The organism is Mangrovibacillus sp. Mu-81 (genome assembly GCF_036867415.1).
In the GTDB taxonomy this organism is placed as follows: domain Bacteria; phylum Bacillota; class Bacilli; order Bacillales; family Bacillaceae_B; genus Rossellomorea.
The window spans coordinates 533,394-550,414 of the sequence record NZ_JBAJHU010000001.1 but is presented as its reverse complement, the minus strand read 5'-3'; the positions used below and the strand labels follow the sequence as shown (position 1 = coordinate 550,414).

At 45.4% G+C, this 17,021-nt stretch carries 16 protein-coding genes; 6 read left to right on the top strand and 10 right to left on the bottom strand.

Features of this window, described 5'->3' with window-relative positions:
- The first annotated feature begins 35 nt into the window (after positions 1-35).
- Complete coding sequence (locus V6B33_RS22025) at positions 36-236, top strand: 2'-5' RNA ligase family protein (protein ID WP_442915442.1); 201 nt, start codon at positions 36-38, stop codon at positions 234-236.
- A gap of 160 nt (positions 237-396) precedes the next feature.
- Positions 397-564 carry a hypothetical protein gene (locus V6B33_RS02805; protein WP_334216209.1) on the top strand — a complete coding sequence of 56 codons (168 nt, stop codon included), beginning with the start codon at positions 397-399 and terminating at the stop codon, positions 562-564.
- Between the two features lie 90 nt (positions 565-654).
- Here V6B33_RS02805 and V6B33_RS02800 read toward each other — a convergent pair whose 3' ends face one another.
- The gene (locus V6B33_RS02800) at positions 655-2,169 is read right to left on the bottom strand and encodes an MDR family MFS transporter (protein WP_334216208.1); all 1,515 of its coding nucleotides are present in this window, start codon (positions 2,167-2,169) and stop codon (positions 655-657) included.
- A gap of 268 nt (positions 2,170-2,437) precedes the next feature.
- Entirely contained in the window at positions 2,438-3,085 is a 648-nt protein-coding gene (catA, locus tag V6B33_RS02795) for a type A chloramphenicol O-acetyltransferase (protein WP_334216207.1), read from the bottom strand.
- Positions 3,086-3,398: 313 nt separating this feature from the next.
- On the opposite strand from catA, the gene V6B33_RS02790 reads away from it, so the two are divergent.
- Positions 3,399-4,334: an iron-hydroxamate ABC transporter substrate-binding protein gene (locus V6B33_RS02790; RefSeq protein ID WP_334216206.1), complete on the top strand. Its 936-nt coding sequence runs from the start codon at positions 3,399-3,401 to the stop codon at positions 4,332-4,334.
- Between the two features lie 580 nt (positions 4,335-4,914).
- Here V6B33_RS02790 and V6B33_RS02785 read toward each other — a convergent pair.
- A complete protein-coding gene (locus tag V6B33_RS02785; protein ID WP_334216205.1) occupies positions 4,915-6,570 on the bottom strand; it encodes an FAD-binding dehydrogenase in 1,656 nt (551 codons plus the stop codon).
- A gap of 331 nt (positions 6,571-6,901) precedes the next feature.
- Complete coding sequence (locus V6B33_RS02780; RefSeq protein ID WP_334216204.1) at positions 6,902-7,474, bottom strand: cysteine hydrolase family protein; 573 nt, start codon at positions 7,472-7,474, stop codon at positions 6,902-6,904.
- Between the two features lie 213 nt (positions 7,475-7,687).
- Between V6B33_RS02780 and V6B33_RS02775 the strand changes: the two genes are divergently transcribed.
- A complete protein-coding gene (locus tag V6B33_RS02775) occupies positions 7,688-8,281 on the top strand; it encodes a YdeI/OmpD-associated family protein (RefSeq protein ID WP_334216203.1) in 594 nt (197 codons plus the stop codon).
- A 133-nt stretch (positions 8,282-8,414) separates the two neighbouring features.
- On the opposite strand, the gene V6B33_RS02770 is transcribed toward V6B33_RS02775, so the two are convergent.
- The 3 genes from V6B33_RS02770 to rlmD all read right to left on the bottom strand — a co-directional run bounded on the left by V6B33_RS02770 (position 8,415) and on the right by rlmD (position 11,547).
- Positions 8,415-9,347 carry an NAD(P)H-binding protein gene (locus V6B33_RS02770; RefSeq protein ID WP_334216202.1) on the bottom strand — a complete coding sequence of 311 codons (933 nt, stop codon included), beginning with the start codon at positions 9,345-9,347 and terminating at the stop codon, positions 8,415-8,417.
- Between the two features lie 48 nt (positions 9,348-9,395).
- Positions 9,396-9,965, bottom strand: a complete 570-nt coding sequence (locus V6B33_RS02765; RefSeq protein WP_334216201.1) for a TetR/AcrR family transcriptional regulator — start codon at positions 9,963-9,965, stop codon at positions 9,396-9,398.
- A gap of 214 nt (positions 9,966-10,179) precedes the next feature.
- Entirely contained in the window at positions 10,180-11,547 is a 1,368-nt protein-coding gene (gene rlmD, locus V6B33_RS02760) for a 23S rRNA (uracil(1939)-C(5))-methyltransferase RlmD (RefSeq protein ID WP_334216420.1), read from the bottom strand.
- 296 nt (positions 11,548-11,843) lie between these two features.
- On the opposite strand from rlmD, the gene V6B33_RS02755 reads away from it, so the two are divergent.
- The gene (locus V6B33_RS02755) at positions 11,844-13,613 is read left to right on the top strand and encodes a S9 family peptidase (RefSeq protein ID WP_334216200.1); all 1,770 of its coding nucleotides are present in this window, start codon (positions 11,844-11,846) and stop codon (positions 13,611-13,613) included.
- A gap of 53 nt (positions 13,614-13,666) precedes the next feature.
- On the opposite strand, the gene thiE is transcribed toward V6B33_RS02755, so the two are convergent.
- From thiE to thiM, 3 genes are read right to left on the bottom strand one after another with little or no spacing between them, the layout of a single operon-like run.
- Positions 13,667-14,317 (bottom strand): thiamine phosphate synthase, encoded by a 651-nt coding sequence (gene thiE / locus V6B33_RS02750; RefSeq protein WP_334216199.1) that lies wholly within the window; start codon positions 14,315-14,317, stop codon positions 13,667-13,669.
- The gene (gene thiD, locus V6B33_RS02745) at positions 14,314-15,120 is read right to left on the bottom strand and encodes a bifunctional hydroxymethylpyrimidine kinase/phosphomethylpyrimidine kinase (RefSeq protein WP_334216198.1); all 807 of its coding nucleotides are present in this window, start codon (positions 15,118-15,120) and stop codon (positions 14,314-14,316) included. Before thiD ends, thiE begins: the two co-directional genes overlap by 4 nt.
- Positions 15,121-15,134: 14 nt before the next feature.
- A complete protein-coding gene (gene thiM / locus V6B33_RS02740) occupies positions 15,135-15,947 on the bottom strand; it encodes a hydroxyethylthiazole kinase (protein WP_442915441.1) in 813 nt (270 codons plus the stop codon).
- Between the two features lie 173 nt (positions 15,948-16,120).
- Between thiM and V6B33_RS02735 the strand changes: the two genes are divergently transcribed.
- Positions 16,121-16,987, top strand: a complete 867-nt coding sequence (locus tag V6B33_RS02735; RefSeq protein ID WP_334216196.1) for a YitT family protein — start codon at positions 16,121-16,123, stop codon at positions 16,985-16,987.
- Positions 16,988-17,021: the final 34 nt, after the last annotated feature.

Sequence of the window (17,021 nt, the reverse complement as noted above, 5' to 3'; positions counted from 1 at the left end):
AAACCTTAACGCAGTGAGGGTCAGGGACTCCTAATATGTTCAAAAAGGTGAATGCGATGACCAATAGAGCGATATGTATATTCCCTCAATTTCAGAATCAGAAAGAAATACAAATTTTACGAGAAAAGTATGATCCCTTATATTCCTTCATTCCTCCACATATTACACTTGTTCACCCTTTTCAAAGCAATCTCAGATTGGAAGAATTAATTAATCATCTAAACCACTGTTTGTAACATACAAATCCTTTTGAGATTCGTTTATCCGGCGTGTCAGGTGCAGCGGGTTATTACTTATTTCTCAATGTAAAAATTGGGAACGACTCCATCATTCAGTTGCGGGACCAACTGTATAGCGGGATATTAGAGAAATTTAGTTTTACGGGATATAAGTTATATGCCGCATCTGACTCTAGGCAAGCTGACTGCAGATGAAGAATTTCACAAAGCTTTGAATGACACGTTACACTTCACAACTGATTTCACTGCAGTCGTTAATAAAATTGCAATTGAACGAATAGCTGAAGATGGAACTTCGACATTAGAATATGAATATAAGATTTAATTCGGTTCTTATCCTTATTGCGCCAATGCTATCAAAGGCCCGCCCCGGGATGCGTTAATGTGTTAACGCATCCCGGGACGGGCCTTTGATTTAGTTGGATGGACCTTTCTTTTCGATTTCCAATCTGCTGCTGCCCATCAGATAGACAAAGATTAAGGCGATTACGAGTGGAATTAATGCGTAGGCAAAGGTGGTCGTGATCGAGTCGGACATGGCCGTGGTGATTTTCTCGAGCACGGCATCAGGAATCTGTTCACGCATTTCCGGTTCAAAGATACTTCTTGGATCCCCGCCTCCAGGGAATCCTTCACCTGCTCCCTGCCCTTTGAATGCTTCTTCCAAATTAGAAGCAAACAGCTTTGTCTGCAGGGTCCCAAAAACCGTGATTCCGATTGTCATCCCAAGTGACCGGAAGAAAGCGTTCGTTGAGTTCGCTGATCCCCTGTATCTCGGGTCCAGTTTGTGAATCGTTGCGTTTGGCAGCAGGGAAAAAGAAAATCCTACACCAAAACCGCTCAGAATCATATAGAGTGTCAGCAGAAGTCTGCCTGTTTCCGGTCCCATTGTTGCAAGCATGACCATTCCGGCGATGAAGGAAATGATCGATACCCACATGATGTTCCGGTAACTGGTCTTCGTCATACGCATTCCAGCAATTGCACTTCCGACAACTGATCCAAGCATCAGAGGAGTCAGAATCATCCCTGCATTCGTGGCTGAACCTCCGTACACTGCCTGAACGAAAATCGGTATCAGGATGGTAAGGATGATGAACGCCGCACCATAAAGGAAGGCAAGCGCCTGTGAAGATGCGAACAAGGGACTCTTGAACATCCAGAATGAGATGATTGGTTCTGCCGCTTTCCGTTCGATAACAATAAAGCTTACGATAAATACGAAAAATGACAGCAGCAATCCTATGATTTGCCAGGAAGCCCAGGCAAACTCCTTCCCGCCCAGTTCAAGCGCAAACATGAGACTGACCACAGCAACAACCAGTGTGACCGCACCTCCCCAATCAATGCGCTGATCAGAACGCTGTGGAGATTCTTTATATGCTGTGAGGATAAAGAATAACGATAGAAGTCCGATCGGCACGTTCACGTAAAACACCCAATGCCAGCTAAGATTATCAGTCAGGAACGCACCAATCAGCGGCCCGAATACAGAAGCCGATCCGAATACAGCACCAAGTATCCCCGTCATCTTCCCCCTTTTCTCAGGAGGAAAAATATCGAATACGATCGTAAACGCAATCGGGAGTAACGCACCTCCCCCGATTCCCTGAATAGCCCTGAAGATGCTCAGCTGCACAATATCCTGTGCAATCCCGCAAAGTGCCGAGCCAATCAGGAAAATGGAAAGACCGAATATGTAAAACCGTTTTCTCCCATACATGTCGGACAGCTTACCGAAAATCGGCATACCTGCCATGACCGCAACCATATAGGCAGACGTCACCCAGACAAATTTGTCGAGTCCTCCAAGATCTGAAACAATCGATCCAAGTGCAGTCGCGACAATGGTATTATCCATCGCCGACATCAAAATCCCGAGCAACAGGCCTGCAAGCGCCAGCTTCATATTGCTTTCTTTTGCTACCATAATCTCCACCCTTTTTATGTAAAAAATGTCTTATTGTCCTTTTCATTATAGTCTTCTGTTTGGGAATGTCTAGTTAAAACAGGTCTGGTGGATTACTGTACCAACGAAGCAATTTATGCTTTGATTGCCTGTGCAGTTGAATATCAATCTTAAAAACGATGCTATTCAACATGTCTTATAGCAGTAACTTTGCTATGTTCATTGTTTTTAATGATAAACAAAAGGAACTGCTGTTACACAGTTCCTTTTGTGTTACCTTCCTGACCTGCTAAATCCAGTCTGCACTTTCATCAGCCATTCGTTGTAAGTCATTCATAAACACGCTTGCATGATAACCGTCACAAACAGCATGATGAATTTGCAAAGAGAGGGGCAGTAATACTTCATCATTCACTTCAGTATATTTCCCTCCAGTGATGATCGGAAGTAGAAAATCTCCACCATTATTAATCGCTAGATTAAATGCTGTAAATGAACTCCACGGAATCATGGATATCGGAATGTGATTATCTGGTATAGGTGTTTTTGGAAATAAACTACCCGTACCGTTGTATGTTTCTACATCCCTTTCATAGTGAGCATGAAACTCAGAAAAGTCAGCTGAAATTGGTGTCCAGATACCGGAAAATGTGTGTGTCTTCTCATCAAAAATGGTGTAACAAGGGCAAATCTCTGTCCAATAACCCAAACTGCCTTCCGAGTTAAAATCAGTCCTGAATTCTCTCTGGGAATTAACTGCTTTCGTCACCATAAAAATAAATGCAGGATATAACTTATAATTCTTTTTCTTTAAGTTCTTCATAAGAATCGTGATATTAATTTCGGTTGTGATACTGAATGTTGTTTGCTGCTTCAAAAAGTGTTCAAAGTATTCTTTTCGACCCCAAGTGTCACGATCAATTTTAATAAAATTCATATTTGACGCCCCCTACTATAATTTATCATTATCTTAGGAGGCCACTTTCACTGCTTTTTTCATGACCATCATCCTTTTAAAAAAAGATCCTTTACTGACAAAACCACTCTCATTTCCATCTTCATCATAATAATTTCTACAAAAAAGGCTCGAACCCTTTTTGATTGACCCATTCATATGTTGAGAAAAAAATCGAAATAATCCAATCTTTAGTAGCATTGACAATTTTTATTGACAATGAGAATCATTATTAGTATATTTAGAATGAAATTGAGAATGATTATCAATATTAATTAGAAAGTAGGAAAACAAATTGAAAAAAATACTTATCCCCTTCCTGCTCATGGCACTGTTCATTCTTCATGGCTGTGGCAGCAGTGAGACAGCCAAGACCGAACAAGGGAATGCAAATGACAGTAAGAAGTCTGCCCCGGAAACGATTACATATCAATCAGAGACAGGACCCGTTGAGGTACCTGCCAATCCAACCCGTATTGTTGCACTTTCGAACGCTCCTAATGTACTTGCTTTAGATGGTAAAATTATCGGCGTGGATCAATGGACGAATACAAATCCCCTGTTTCAAGAGAAGCTTGAAGGAATTGAAGTGGTATCCGAAGAAAACATTGAGAAAATCGTTGAGTTGGAGCCAGATCTGATCATCGTCGGATCTCACTCCAAAAATATTGATAAGATGAGTGAAATCGCCCCTACCGTCGCATACACGTGGGGAAAATTAGATTACCTGGAACAGCAGATCGAAATCGGCAAGCTCCTTAATAAAGAACAGGAAGCAAAGGATTGGGTCGAGGATTTCACAACTCGCGCTGAAGAAGCAGGGAAAGAGATCAAAGAAAAAATCGGGGAAGATGCCACTGTATCTGTCTTTGAATATGATACAAAATCTGCCTATGTATTCGGGAACAACTGGGCAAGAGGAACCGAATTAATATATCAAACAATGAAACTGGAAATGCCTGAAAAGGTGAAAGAAAACGCATTAGGCCCCGGCTATTATGCATTGAGCACTGAGGTGCTTCCAGAATTTGCGGGTGACTATATCGTCCTCAGTAAAAACCAGGAAGGCGACGGTTCATTCTTGGAAACGCAGACGTGGAAGAACATCCCTGCGGTTAAAAACAATAGAGTCATAGAATTAGATACAAAAGCGATTACGTATAGTGATCCAATCACGCTGGAATATCTCCTGGATATTTTTAAGAAAGCATTTCTTGAAGAGTTGAATTGATCAAATAAGGTTAGCGGTTTCCAAATCTACAAGAATATCCTGAAAATAAGCTACTAAAATAAGGGGAGAAACTCCTCTTATTGAGGAAATAGCACGAAAAATAGAGTAAATAGAGGGAAAAATTCCCCCTATTTACTCCAAAAGCATGAAAATGGACCATTCTACTTTGCCTTAACGAGAAAATCTCCCCTTATATCCCCCGAACCTGGCCCTATTCTGAAGGATAACGGGAAAAACTCCCCTTATATAAATAATCAGAGGTTACTCACAATGAAGGATGAAAAAATGTCTGATTCATTTATCTGCCTTTAAAAATCAACACCCCTTCTAGATAAATATCATTCGCAGCACACCAATTGGTATGTGAATTTTCATGCTGACAAAACTTATGACACCATGTTAAAAGGGGTTCGAAATTCAGGGGAAATTATCGTATATTTCTTACCCCCTATATATATCAACAAAAAGAAGCAGTCATTTAGTTTTTGTATTAAAATTCCGAACCCGTAATTTTAGAATCAAAAGATTTCATTTTCTACACTCTTTACCAGATGGGGTGGAACCGGAGAAAGCTCAAGATTCACATCACATTCCTGCCTATCGCCCTTCCGGCAGCACGGCTGCTGAACAGGCATCCGCCGACGAATGTTCCTTCAAGGGCACGGTAGCCATGGAGACCCCCTCCGCCGAACCCGGCTGCTTCACCTGCTGCGTACAATCCTGGAATGGCGTCACCGGAAGCATTCAGAACCCGGCCGGCAAGATCCGTCTGCAGTCCGCCCAATGTTTTTCGGCTGACAATGTTTAACCGGACGGCAATGAGAGGTCCATTTTTTGGATCTAGGATCTTATGGGGCGGAGCGACCCGGATCAATTTATCGCCAATGTAATGACGTGCTCCACGAATAGCAGTGATTTGAAGATCTTTTGTAAATGGATGGTCTATCTCGCGGTCCCTTGCTTCAATTTGACTTTTAATCTTTGTATAATCAAGTAAACTTTGCCCCGTCAACTTGTTCATACGATTGACGAGATCATCCAGATGATGTGAAATGATGAAGTCTTCTCCTTTATCCATGAACGCCTGTACCGGTCCTGATGCCCCCGGGAGTGCCCTTTTCAGAACTTTGCGGATGCTTTTTCCGGTGAGGTCGGGATTTTGTTCGGAGCCTGAAAGAGCGAATTCCTTTTCAATGATTTTTTGAGTCAGTATAAACCAGGAATAATCAAAGCCTGTTTTCTTAATCGCTTCGAGTGTTCCCAATGTATCAAAACCTGGAAAGTTCGGTGCTTGGAATCTCTTCCCGCGTGCATCGAGCCAAATGGATGATGGACCAGGCAAAATCCTGATGCCGTGATTACTCCACACCGGGTTCCAATTGTGTATGCCTTCAGTGTAATGCCACATCCGGTCGCGATTGACGAGCCTGCCTCCCGCTTCTTCGGTAATGCCAAGCATTCGCCCATCCACATGGGCAGGTACGCCCGAAATCATCTTTTCAGGGGGGTTACCAAGTCTATCCGGCCAATTTTTCCTGATTAGGTCATGGTTTGCCCCAATCCCTCCGCTCGACACCAGCACGGCTTGTGCAGAATACTCAAAGGTTCCAATCACGTCCCTGCTGCTGTCTTCTCCCCTGGGGGCCGGACTCGGGACTAGGACCGAACCGGCCACTCCTGTCACGGTGCCGTTCTGACAGGTGAGATGGTCCACCCGGTGCCGGGGAAGGTAGGTGACGAGCCCGTTCTTCATATGTTCACGGATCCGCCTTTCAAATGGCTCGACAATTCCTGGTCCAGTGCCCCACACAATATGGAATCGCGGTACCGAATTTCCATGACCATCCGCAAGATGTCCGCCCCTTTCCGCCCAGCCTACAACAGGAAAAAATCGGATGCCCATTGCATGCAGCCAGGCGCGTTTCTCACCTGATGCAAAGTCGACATATGCTTCTGCCCATTTCCTTGCCCAATAATCTTCATCTTCCTCTCTATCAAAACCCGCTGTCCCGAGCCAATCCTGCCATGCCAATTCTTTTGAATCCTTAATCCCCAGTCTTCTCTGCTCTCGGGAATTCACCAGAAACAACCCGCCGAATGACCACCAGGCCTGTCCGCCCAGTGAAGCTTCTGGCTCTTGATCGAGCAGAAGCACTTTTTTGCCGGCGTCAGCCGTTTCTGCCGTTGCAGTAAGTCCTGCAATTCCTGCACCCACAACGATTGCATCATACTCCATATTGATCCACTCTTCTTTCTCTCACTACCTGTTTTTTTACTACGGTTACGTCAAGTAGTTTCAGTATAGACCTGGCTTTTAAATGAGGTCAATTAGTTATTTGAAAAATCACACAATTAAACCAGGAACAGTTACCTCCGATATTCCATCCCGCCCCGGAATGGGTTAATTCGTTCGTGTGGTCTGGGACACCACTAATCCTCGAATCCAGGTTATGAATCTATGAGTATTGCTCTTAATACCTAAGCAAGGTTCCTCCAATCCAAAACTTCATAATAAAAAGCCCATCCTACCAGCATAATTACTGATTAGAATGAGCTCTCGCTATTATTTACATTCCATATTTCTTTCTGTATTCATCATGTTTAGGCTGAAAAACGTCTTCTTCAGATGGTCTCACGTCTGAAAAATGATCAACATTGTAATGACCATTAAGCGCATGATTATGATGCTGGATGATCTGTTCCCCCGGCAATGCAGGCGAATCTTTCGTCGAATGGCCATCCGCCACCAGTGTCACGTCAAGTCCGCTGACAGTTGCATACCGGACGGCTGTATCGATGCAATGCTCTGTTTGACATCCCATCATCACCACGTGGCCAATCTTTTCCTCTTTTAACAAGTCGAGCAGCCCCGTGCCGTAAAACGAATTCGTCGCCGATTTATCAAAGGTGACAGCATGTTCCGGTACTTTGATTCCGCTATGCACCTGGAATCCGTCACCCTCTCCCCCGGCCACATCCCGGTCTCGTACGAAAATGAGTCTCGCATCCGCTTCAATTGCTTTTCCGATGACGCGATTGATCGTTTCAATCAGTTTTTCCTTGTGAACCACCGGCTTTTCGTTGGCGTTTCCTTCAATCAGTTCCTGTTGTGCATCAATGACGAGCAATGCCTGCTTCAATAAAATCTCTCCTTTTGGTTTGTTTACTTCTACTATGATTAATCGTTTTTGAATGATTTTTCATGGAAACCGCCCCCTTTAAGATCTATGTATGTATTATTCGACTTGAAGGCGTGAGATTCCTTCAATGTTTCTATTGTTGAAAAATGCACAAGTAGGTTACTTGTTCAAGAAGTGGTAAAATGTACGAAAAGCGATGAGGGGTGTACGTTGATGACAAAAAGTAAAACAAATCCTGAGGTTGATGCCTTTTTAGGTAAAACCCAAAAATGGAAAGTTGAATATGAAACGTTGAGAAGGATTGTTCTCGACTGTGATCTGAATGAAGAGTTTAAGTGGATGCACCCTTGTTATACTCTTGGGCATAAAAATATCGTGTTAATCCATGGATTTAAAGATTATTGTGCACTTCTATTTCACAAAGGTGCCCTGTTGAAGGATTCCCATGGGATTCTGATTCAACAGACTGAAAACGTACAGTCCGCACGTCAGATCCGATTCACCAATGCCGGGGAAATTGTTGAAATGGAAACCATCTTGAAAGCATACATCCAAGAAGCCATCGAGATTGAAAAAGCCGGTCTGGAAGTGGAATTCAAAAAGAATGCGGATTACACGATCCCCGAAGAACTTCAAACTAAATTCGATGATTCCTCCCATTTTAAAGCGGCTTTTGAAGCATTAACGCCGGGACGACAAAGAGCATACATTCTCTATTTTTCAAAAGCGAAACAATCCAAGACCCGCGTATCAAGGATTGAAAAGTATGTTCAGCATATCCTTGATGGGAAGGGATTGAATGATTAGGTTGTTTGCTGGTGAATACATTTAAGGTCAGGGGCTTATCCAAAACTAGATGAGCTTATTTATGATGAAATTTCCCTGCAGGAAATTAGGGCAAACGGTTTGGAATAAGTCCCCTGTGTCACTATACTATTTTCTATCTTTTCATGAATGCAATGGTTTCCTCTATCCCCTGTTCATATGGAGTCCCCTTCACTTCACCCATGAACCTTTCCAGTTTTTCTCCTGATAGAATGGTAGGTTCCGAGTTTATATATTGCATCTCAAGTGCTTCACGCATCTTTTTTCCAGCGAAAAGGGCGAAGATGGCGAACATCGGCTTTGAGATGTAATAGAGTTGTTTCTCAGAACCAAGATGATTCTTTAGAAGTTTCTCCAATTCATGTCCTGTTATCGGGGCAACGGCAGGAACATTCCACCTATGCCCATAAGCTTCCGTGCTGCATGCCAGCTCCACCATGTTTTTTGCCCCGTCCTTAGTATACATGAACTCACGCTGAACATTCCTGGGTCCGACGAATCCCGCCTTCCTCTTATTCAGAATTTGTTCCAATGTGAAATGGATATAGGTGTTGGTGGCATTAGGACCATAGAAGTCCGGAAAATGACAGATAAACGCCGGAACAGCGGATTGCATGATCATTTGCTCCATTTCCAATCGCAGCTTCCCCTTTCGCGTATGAGGATGCTTCACTGTATCTTCGGTCAGCCTGTTACCTCCGCTTCTTCCATAAGAATAGATATTGTCAACCACTGCAAGGCTTGCTCCATTTTTTTGAGCTGCCAAGATCACATTACCTGTGATGACGGCTAATTTTTCCTTCCAATCCTGATAAGGAAGGTTCATAGCATGGAATATGACATCGCAGCCTTTCCCTGCATCAATCAGCTGGTCTTTCACTTCTGCGTCCCCGGTACGGACTGTAACGAGATCGACTTCACCAAATAATCCGATTAACTTCTCTTTCCCACGTGCAAATGCCACTACTTCAATTCCCCGGTTGACCAGCTCCGTAACAAGCGCGTACCCCATTCCTCCAGAAGCCCCGACTACCATTGCCTTTTTCATATTGAACCTCCTTTTAATTAACCACTGGTCAAACAACCCCAAAAAATTTTATCCTGTAGATTTCAGGATAAAATTTACGTGGGAATGAGCCAGGCTTTTCACTTCTTCAAACGTTTCATCACAACGACAATAATGACTGACAAAACCATGCAGAGACAAAAAAATCGACCAGGTCTGCTGAATGGTGATCTCTCTCTTGCTAAGTTCGACAAGTGATTGCGCGAATTTTTCATACGACTCATTCGGTCCCTTGTTCACATAACTTTTGACCTCTTCATCAGCAAGGAGGAACATCATTTCATACTGGCTTTTGTGAGTCAGCCCGAAGCGTATGAATGCAAGCAGAACTTCACTCAATTTTCCTTTGTCATCCATTTCCCTTTTCATCACGTCATCAAGCCACTGATCCAAAAGCTTAAAATCCGTTTCGATCATGGCGTAAAATAATTCAGCTTTGTTTTTAAAATGGTAATATAGCGAGCCATGGCTGTATCCGAGGGCGGATGCAATCTGCCTCATTGAAACCTGCTGATACCCTTTTTCCCGGAATAGCTCACGCGCCGCCATCATCACCATATCTTGTGTGAGTTCCTGTGCTACTGCTTTTCTTGGTGACATTTCATTCCTCATCCTTTTTATTGACCAGTGTTTAATTAAACTATAAACCTGTGTCAGCACTTAAATCAAGAATATTTTCCATGGAAGCTGACTTTGCCTTGCAGGCGACTTACTACCCATTAAACCAATGTATACTATTTGCATTATAGTAATAAACGAAGGCCCGTCCCAGACTACATAAATGCGTTAGCACAGTCAGAAACGGGCCTTTCTATTATTTATTCCATGTCAACGTAGCGACACATTCGACGTGAACTGTATGCGGGAAAAGATCTACAGGTTGAACGGCATCGAGCGTATAGCCGAATGGTTCAAGTTCTTTGATATCCTCCGCGAACGTATCCGGATTGCATGAGACATACACGATCCGTTCAGGCTGGGAACGGCCGATTCTTCTCATGACTTTACCGCCTGCGCCTGAGCGCGGCGGGTCGAGCATCAATAATTCAGGGTGACCGAAGCTTTCCAGCACCTGGTCGATTCCTTTGCGTGCATCTTTTGCAAGGAAGTACGTGTTCGTGATGCCGTTATCCTCTGCATTTCGCTTGGCGGACTCGATCGAACTTTCAACGATTTCAATGCCGGCAAGTTCTCCTACTCTGCTCGCGAACGGAAGGGAGAATGTACCGACTCCGCAGAAGAGGTCGATCATTTTTTCCGTCTTCTTCGGCTGGCTCATTTCGACGGCCAAATCAACGAGTTTCTGCGCCTGTACCGGATTCGTCTGGAAGAATGTATCGAACCAAAGGCGGAAACGGTATCCATCCATTTCGTCGTTGATGTAATCACGGCCGGCAAGCAGATGTATTTTCTCAGCTTGTGTGCGGTCCGCCCAATCTGTATTTTCCATCCAAAGGAAACTTTTTACATGCGGAAACTTTTTCTCCACACGGGCTTTCAGGTCGTCCACTGCAGATTGAAGTTCACCTCCTGGACCTTTCGTCGAGAACACGGCAAGCATCAACTCGCCTGTTGCAAATGATTGGCGCACCATCAAATGGCGGAGCAGACCTTCATGGGTATCTTTGTTATAGCCTTCGAGACCGTGCTCCTTTACCCAGTCAGCCACTTCCATTGCCGCTTCCACCATTTGCTCACTGGCAATCAGGCATGTTTCAAGTGAGATCACTTTACGGAAATTCCCCTGCTCATGAAGTCCCATTGAGCCGTCAGGAGCAAATGTGAACTCCATTTTATTACGGTACTGCCAAGGCTCGTCCATCCCGATCGTATCACGGACAAGAGCCGGGTCGAAGCCTTGAGCTTCAATCGCATTCATCACATGTTTCGTCTTTTCCTTCAGCTGGCCTTCGTAGGTCCAATGCTGCCACACGCAGCCGCCGCAGCGTTCAAAGTGCGGGCACGGAGCGTCCGTCCGTTCAGGATGGGCCTCCATGATTTCGTCAGGCATCGCTTTCCGTCTTTTCTTCTCAGGATGATCGACCGTCACGCGCACCTTTTCCCCCGGGAGCGTCTGCGGGACAATCAATCTTAATTTCTTCGGATTTCCAAGTTCATTCTCACGCCAAACCTCGGCTTGTCCTGAACCTTTCTTATCTAATCCATGTATAGTTACAACCATTTCTTCATTGGTAGTAGGCAATTCCAGGTCCTCCTCGATACATACTGTCTAACTTAATACTTTATTAAAAGTGGAGTGGGAATGCAACCTTTTTTAGAGATGGGAACAGGTTCATTTCGGGGTTGAAAATCACAGCCCTGCCCCAGCATATGGAAACCCTTAATCTACTGTGGGACTGACCATCATTGTCGGTCGTTATTTTCAGACCTCAAGTAGATAAACATTGAATGGAACATCCAATGATGGAATAATATGGTTATAGTTTGTAATTTTATGAGGAGGAATGTCCTATCCAAATGCCGGTGCCAGAAATTGAACAATATTTCCACACAGTGGAGATCAGTACATTCAATGTGAGTGAAGATGGAGAGAAATTGGTCTTCAGTACGAATATAAATGGAAAATATAATCTTTGGGCGATGGATTTACCCAATACGTTTCCTTATCCGCTGACTGCTGTCAATCAGAACAGCAGCCTCATTCACATCGATGGGGAGAACCGCACCGTTGTGGCTACATTTGAAAACGATGGAGATGAGAATTTCCAGCTGCATTATCTGCCGCTTTCAGGAGGCAAGCCCCTTCCCTTCAATGAAAAGGAGCAGAAATCGACCTGTTACCACGCTTGTTTTACAAAGCAGTTGGACATGTACCATTCATCCAATCATGAAAATCCTTTGCTGAATATCTATAGAACGGATTTGAAGTCGAATCAAACTACACTTATTCAGAAAGGCGAAAATGCCCCGATTGTCGTTGCAGCCGTTTCACCCGATGGTTCGGCATACATTTTCACCGAGACCTACACCAACACCCATGCCGCCGGATTCTATCAATCAGCCGGTGATAAAGTGGCGGTGGTCCCTGATCCGACTGTGCCTCATGTCATTAAAGATGTTCGATTTATCGACAACGACACGGTTTACTTCGTGACAAACTACGAAGAAGAATTCTCTTATTTAGCATCTTTCAACCTTTCAACTTATGAATTTCAGCCTCTATTAAAAATAAAAAATCAAGAAATGAAAGCGATCAAGGTTCACAACGGCTGTATATTTATTTGTTCCGAACAAGGCGTCAGGGATCACCTCTACCAATATGACATTACTTCAGAAAATGTGGATATCATTGACTTACCCTGTGATCTGATCACCAAAATCGAGTTGACCGGCGATGGAACTCTGTTTTCATTAGGTATATCGGCACACCAAATCGATACGATCTTCAAAAGAGAACCAAATGGCATATGGACGAAGCTGACCAACAATAAAGTACTTGGCATAAGCGATGACAGTATGATCAAACCTGAAGTCGTCCGTTACCCTTCCTTTGACGGACTATCGATAGAAGCTTTACTATTCAAGCCGGCTGAAGATAAAGCGAATGGATGCACGATACTTTGGCCGCACGGCGGTCCACAGCAGGCAGAACGCTTGAAGTACAGGCCATTATTTCAATATCTGGTTCAAAGCGGATACTCGATTTTCTCCCCTAACTTCAGGGGGAGTACCGGGTACGGCGCTTCATTTCAGCGGATGGTCGAACAGAATTGGGGGAATGGGCCAAGGTTTGATTGTGTGGCCGGTATGGATTGGCTGATTGAAGAAGGCCATGCCCGAAAAGGGAAGATTGTTGCGATGGGCGGCAGCTACGGCGGATATATGAGCCTGCTGCTCGGTGGCAGGCATTCGGAGTATTTTTGTGCGATCGTCGATATTTTCGGAATCTCGAATCTTCTGACCTTCTTGGAAAATGTTCCTGCAAGTTGGAGGACCCTCATGGATCAGATGGTCGGGAATCCTGAAAAGGACCGTGACAAACTGGTCAGGGACTCGCCCATGACGTATGTGGACGATATGAGTAAGCCCATGTTCGTACTGCACGGAAAAAACGACCCCCGGGTGAAAACGGAAGAATCCGGGAGAATCGTAGGGACCTTGAAAGAAAAGGGTGTGTACGTTGAATACCTTCTCTTTGACGACGAAGGGCATGGCTTCTCGAAAAAGGATAATGAAATGGACGCCTATCAGCGGATCCGGTCTTTTTTAGACAGTGTCATTGAGTAAAAATGGGGACTGTCCTTCAGTACGCTAACGTACCTCGGGACAGTCCCCATTTTTTACAAGACCGCTCTCTTCAATTCTTCCGATGCCTTCTTGACATCGGCGGCAGCTGCGATGGCTGAGATGAGGGAGACGCCGTTTGCGCCTGCCTGGATGACGTCCCTTGCGTTGGATGCGGTGATGCCGCCGATTCCGACGATCGGGATGGTAATGCCGTTTTTCCGGAAGTTTTCGATGATCGTCAGTCCGCTGACTGCACGCGCATCGTCTTTGGAGATGGTCGGATAGATTGGGCCGAGACCAAGGTAATCCGCTCCGTCTTCGATTGCCTTCTCTGCTTCTTCAATGGTATGGGTCGACACCCCCAAGATCTTATTACCTGTTTTTTCACGGACAAAATTGGCACCTGCATCCTCCTGGCCGACATGGACGCCGTCCGCATCCAATTCGACAGCCAAATCGACGTCATCGTTGACGATGAACGGGATGCCGGCATCCTTGCAGACTTTGTACAACTTTTCGGCAAGCCTCACTTTTTCCAGTCCTTCCAGAGAGCCGGCACCTTTTTCCCGATATTGAAAGAGGGTGATCCCTCCTTCAATTGCCTGCTCGAGAACATACACCGGGTCGGTGTTGCAGTTCGTGCTTCCCATGATGAAATATAACTGTAGAAGTTCCTCGATTTCATGCGGTTGAAACGTTGTCACTTCTTTTCACCCCGTTTGTTATAAGCCCAATGATTGGTCGGACCGTGTCCGCCGCCGATTCCAAGCTCGTCTTCGATTGCAGCCCGGATAAACTCTTTGGCCGTCACGACTGCAGCTTTCATCGATAGTCCGTTTGCAAGTTGTGCCGTAATTGCTGCCGAAAAGGTGCAGCCGGTCCCGTGGGTATGAGGTGTGTCGATTCGCGGGGAAATGAGCTCTTCAAAGCTTGCCCCATCGTAGAAAAGGTCGATCACCTCCCCGTCATCGGCATGTCCGCCCTTGATGACGACGGATTTCGCCCCCATTTCCACCAGGATCCTGGAGGATTCCCTGCGGTCGTCCATTGATTCAATTTTCATATCCGTCAGCACTTCCGCCTCCGGTATATTGGGTGTAATGACGGCCGTCAGCGGAATCAGTTTTTCTTTCATCGCCCGAACCGCTTCATCTTGCAAAAGCTTCGCACCGCCCTTTGCGATCATGACGGGATCAACGACGACGTTTAGCCAGCCGTAATGATGAATGCGTTCACTCACTGCTTCGATCACGTCACTGGAAAAAAGCATGCCAGTCTTCAATGCATCCGTCCCTAAATCCTCTCCGATTGCATCGATTTGTTTGACGATGCCTTCAATGCTCACAGGGTATACACCATGGACACCCAATGTGTTTTGTGCAGTCACTGCCGTGATTGCCGACATCCCGTATGCGCCAAGTTCCTGGAACGTCTTGAGATCCGCCTGGATGCCGGCGCCGCCGCCGCTGTCAGATCCGGCAATCGTGAGTGCTTTGTTTACTGTCATATTCATCCCCGCCTTTACTCTTTGATGATCTTTATTTTAGCAAATGCTTCATCTTCTTTACCAATCTTGGAAAGCTGATCGAGGAAGGCGATTTGGAAACTGCCCGGTCCCATGTCCGCAGTGGTTTCCGCTGCTTTCTCAGCGGCGATCCCATATGAGGAAACCGCTGTTACCGCTGCCCTCACCGTATCTTTTTCTATCGCCGCAAACGCACCAATGACTGATGATAACAGACAGCCCGTACCCGTGACCTTCGTTAACAGCGGATGTCCATTCTCAACTGACTGTGTCATCTTCCCATTGGTGATGACGTCCATTTCACCCGTGATCACCACCGTGCAGCCGAACTGTTTCGCCACTTTCTCAGCTAGTTCGGTCGTGCTGCCGGTGCCCGTCCCGGCGTCCACACCTTTGATCGCCCATTTCTCACCTGCGACATTGGCCACCTCTGCAGCGTTACCTCTAATTATTGACACCTTCACTTCCTTCAGGATTTTCCTGGACATTTCCGTGCGGAACACTGTTGCCCCCGCTCCCACCGGGTCAAGTACAACTGGTACGCCTTGTTCATTTGCAGCTTTACCCGCGATGATCATTGCCTCCACCTCGTCAGACGACAAAGTCCCGATATTTAGCACAAGCGCACCCGCGATCCTTGCCATATCCGCGACCTCTTCCATGGCATACGCCATCACAGGGGATGCGCCGATTGCAAGCAGCCCGTTTGCCGTGAAATTCGTCACCACGACATTCGTAATATTATGTACAAGCGGATTCTTCTCTCTCACTTCATTTACCAAATGAAACATATTGATTCCCTCCTTCATTAAAACCTTTTATGAAATCATTTTAACATGCGAGGTGATGGTCTGTCCTTTACGCGATTATGCAGCGAGGACGGCCATTTAATAGTAAGGGGGCGTGACTGTGTTTGCTCACTTTTTCACTTAGAAAATGATATAATGTGAAGTATCACTGCAAAGAAAGAGGCTTGATAAAGTTGGCGCTAACAAAGAAGAAACGTGTTTTCAATGAAGTGAAGCAGATCATCATGATCACCATCGGGGCGATGATCGCTGCGGCTGGTCTGGAATTTTTCCTAGTACCGAATAACATTCTTGATGGCGGCGTGATCGGGCTTTCGATCATCGCAGCGGAATTGACCGGAATGACAATGAGTATCTTCCTTATCCTCCTGAACCTCCCTTTCTTATACATAGGCTACAAGAAAATTGGCATGAAGTTCACCGGCCACACTCTGTATGGAGTTGTTGTATTATCCGCAGGCACTGCTTACCTGCACCACTTTGAACCGGTAACGGACGATTTATTCCTTGCCACCGTCATCGGCGCCGTGATTCTGGGTACCGGGGTCGGACTTGTGATCCGTACGGGGGGCGCTTTGGATGGGAGCGAGATCATCGCCATCCTCGTGAGCAAGAAACGCCCGGTTTCTGTCGGTCAGTTCATCATGATTATCAACGTATTCATCTTCATCCTTGCCGCCTTTCTTGTGTTCAGCTGGGAAACCGCGATGTACTCAATCATTACCTATTATATTGCGTTCAAAATGATTGACATCGTCGTTGAAGGAATCGAGGAATTGAAATCCGTTACGATCATTTCAAATGTCCCTGAAGAAATCGCAGAGGAACTTACGAAACAACTTGGCCGTGGAATGACGTACATTCAAGGTCAAGGCGTATATTCGAAAGAGCCAAAGAAAATCATCTACACCATCGTCACCCGTATCGAATTATCCACCCTCCGCTCGATTGTGAACGAAATCGATCCAGACGCACTCGTGGCCATCGAGAATATCGCGGACGTCAGCGGAAGCAACTTTGATCGCGGTACGGCACATTAAAAGAAGGAAGCTCCCGTTTTCGCGGAGCTTCCTT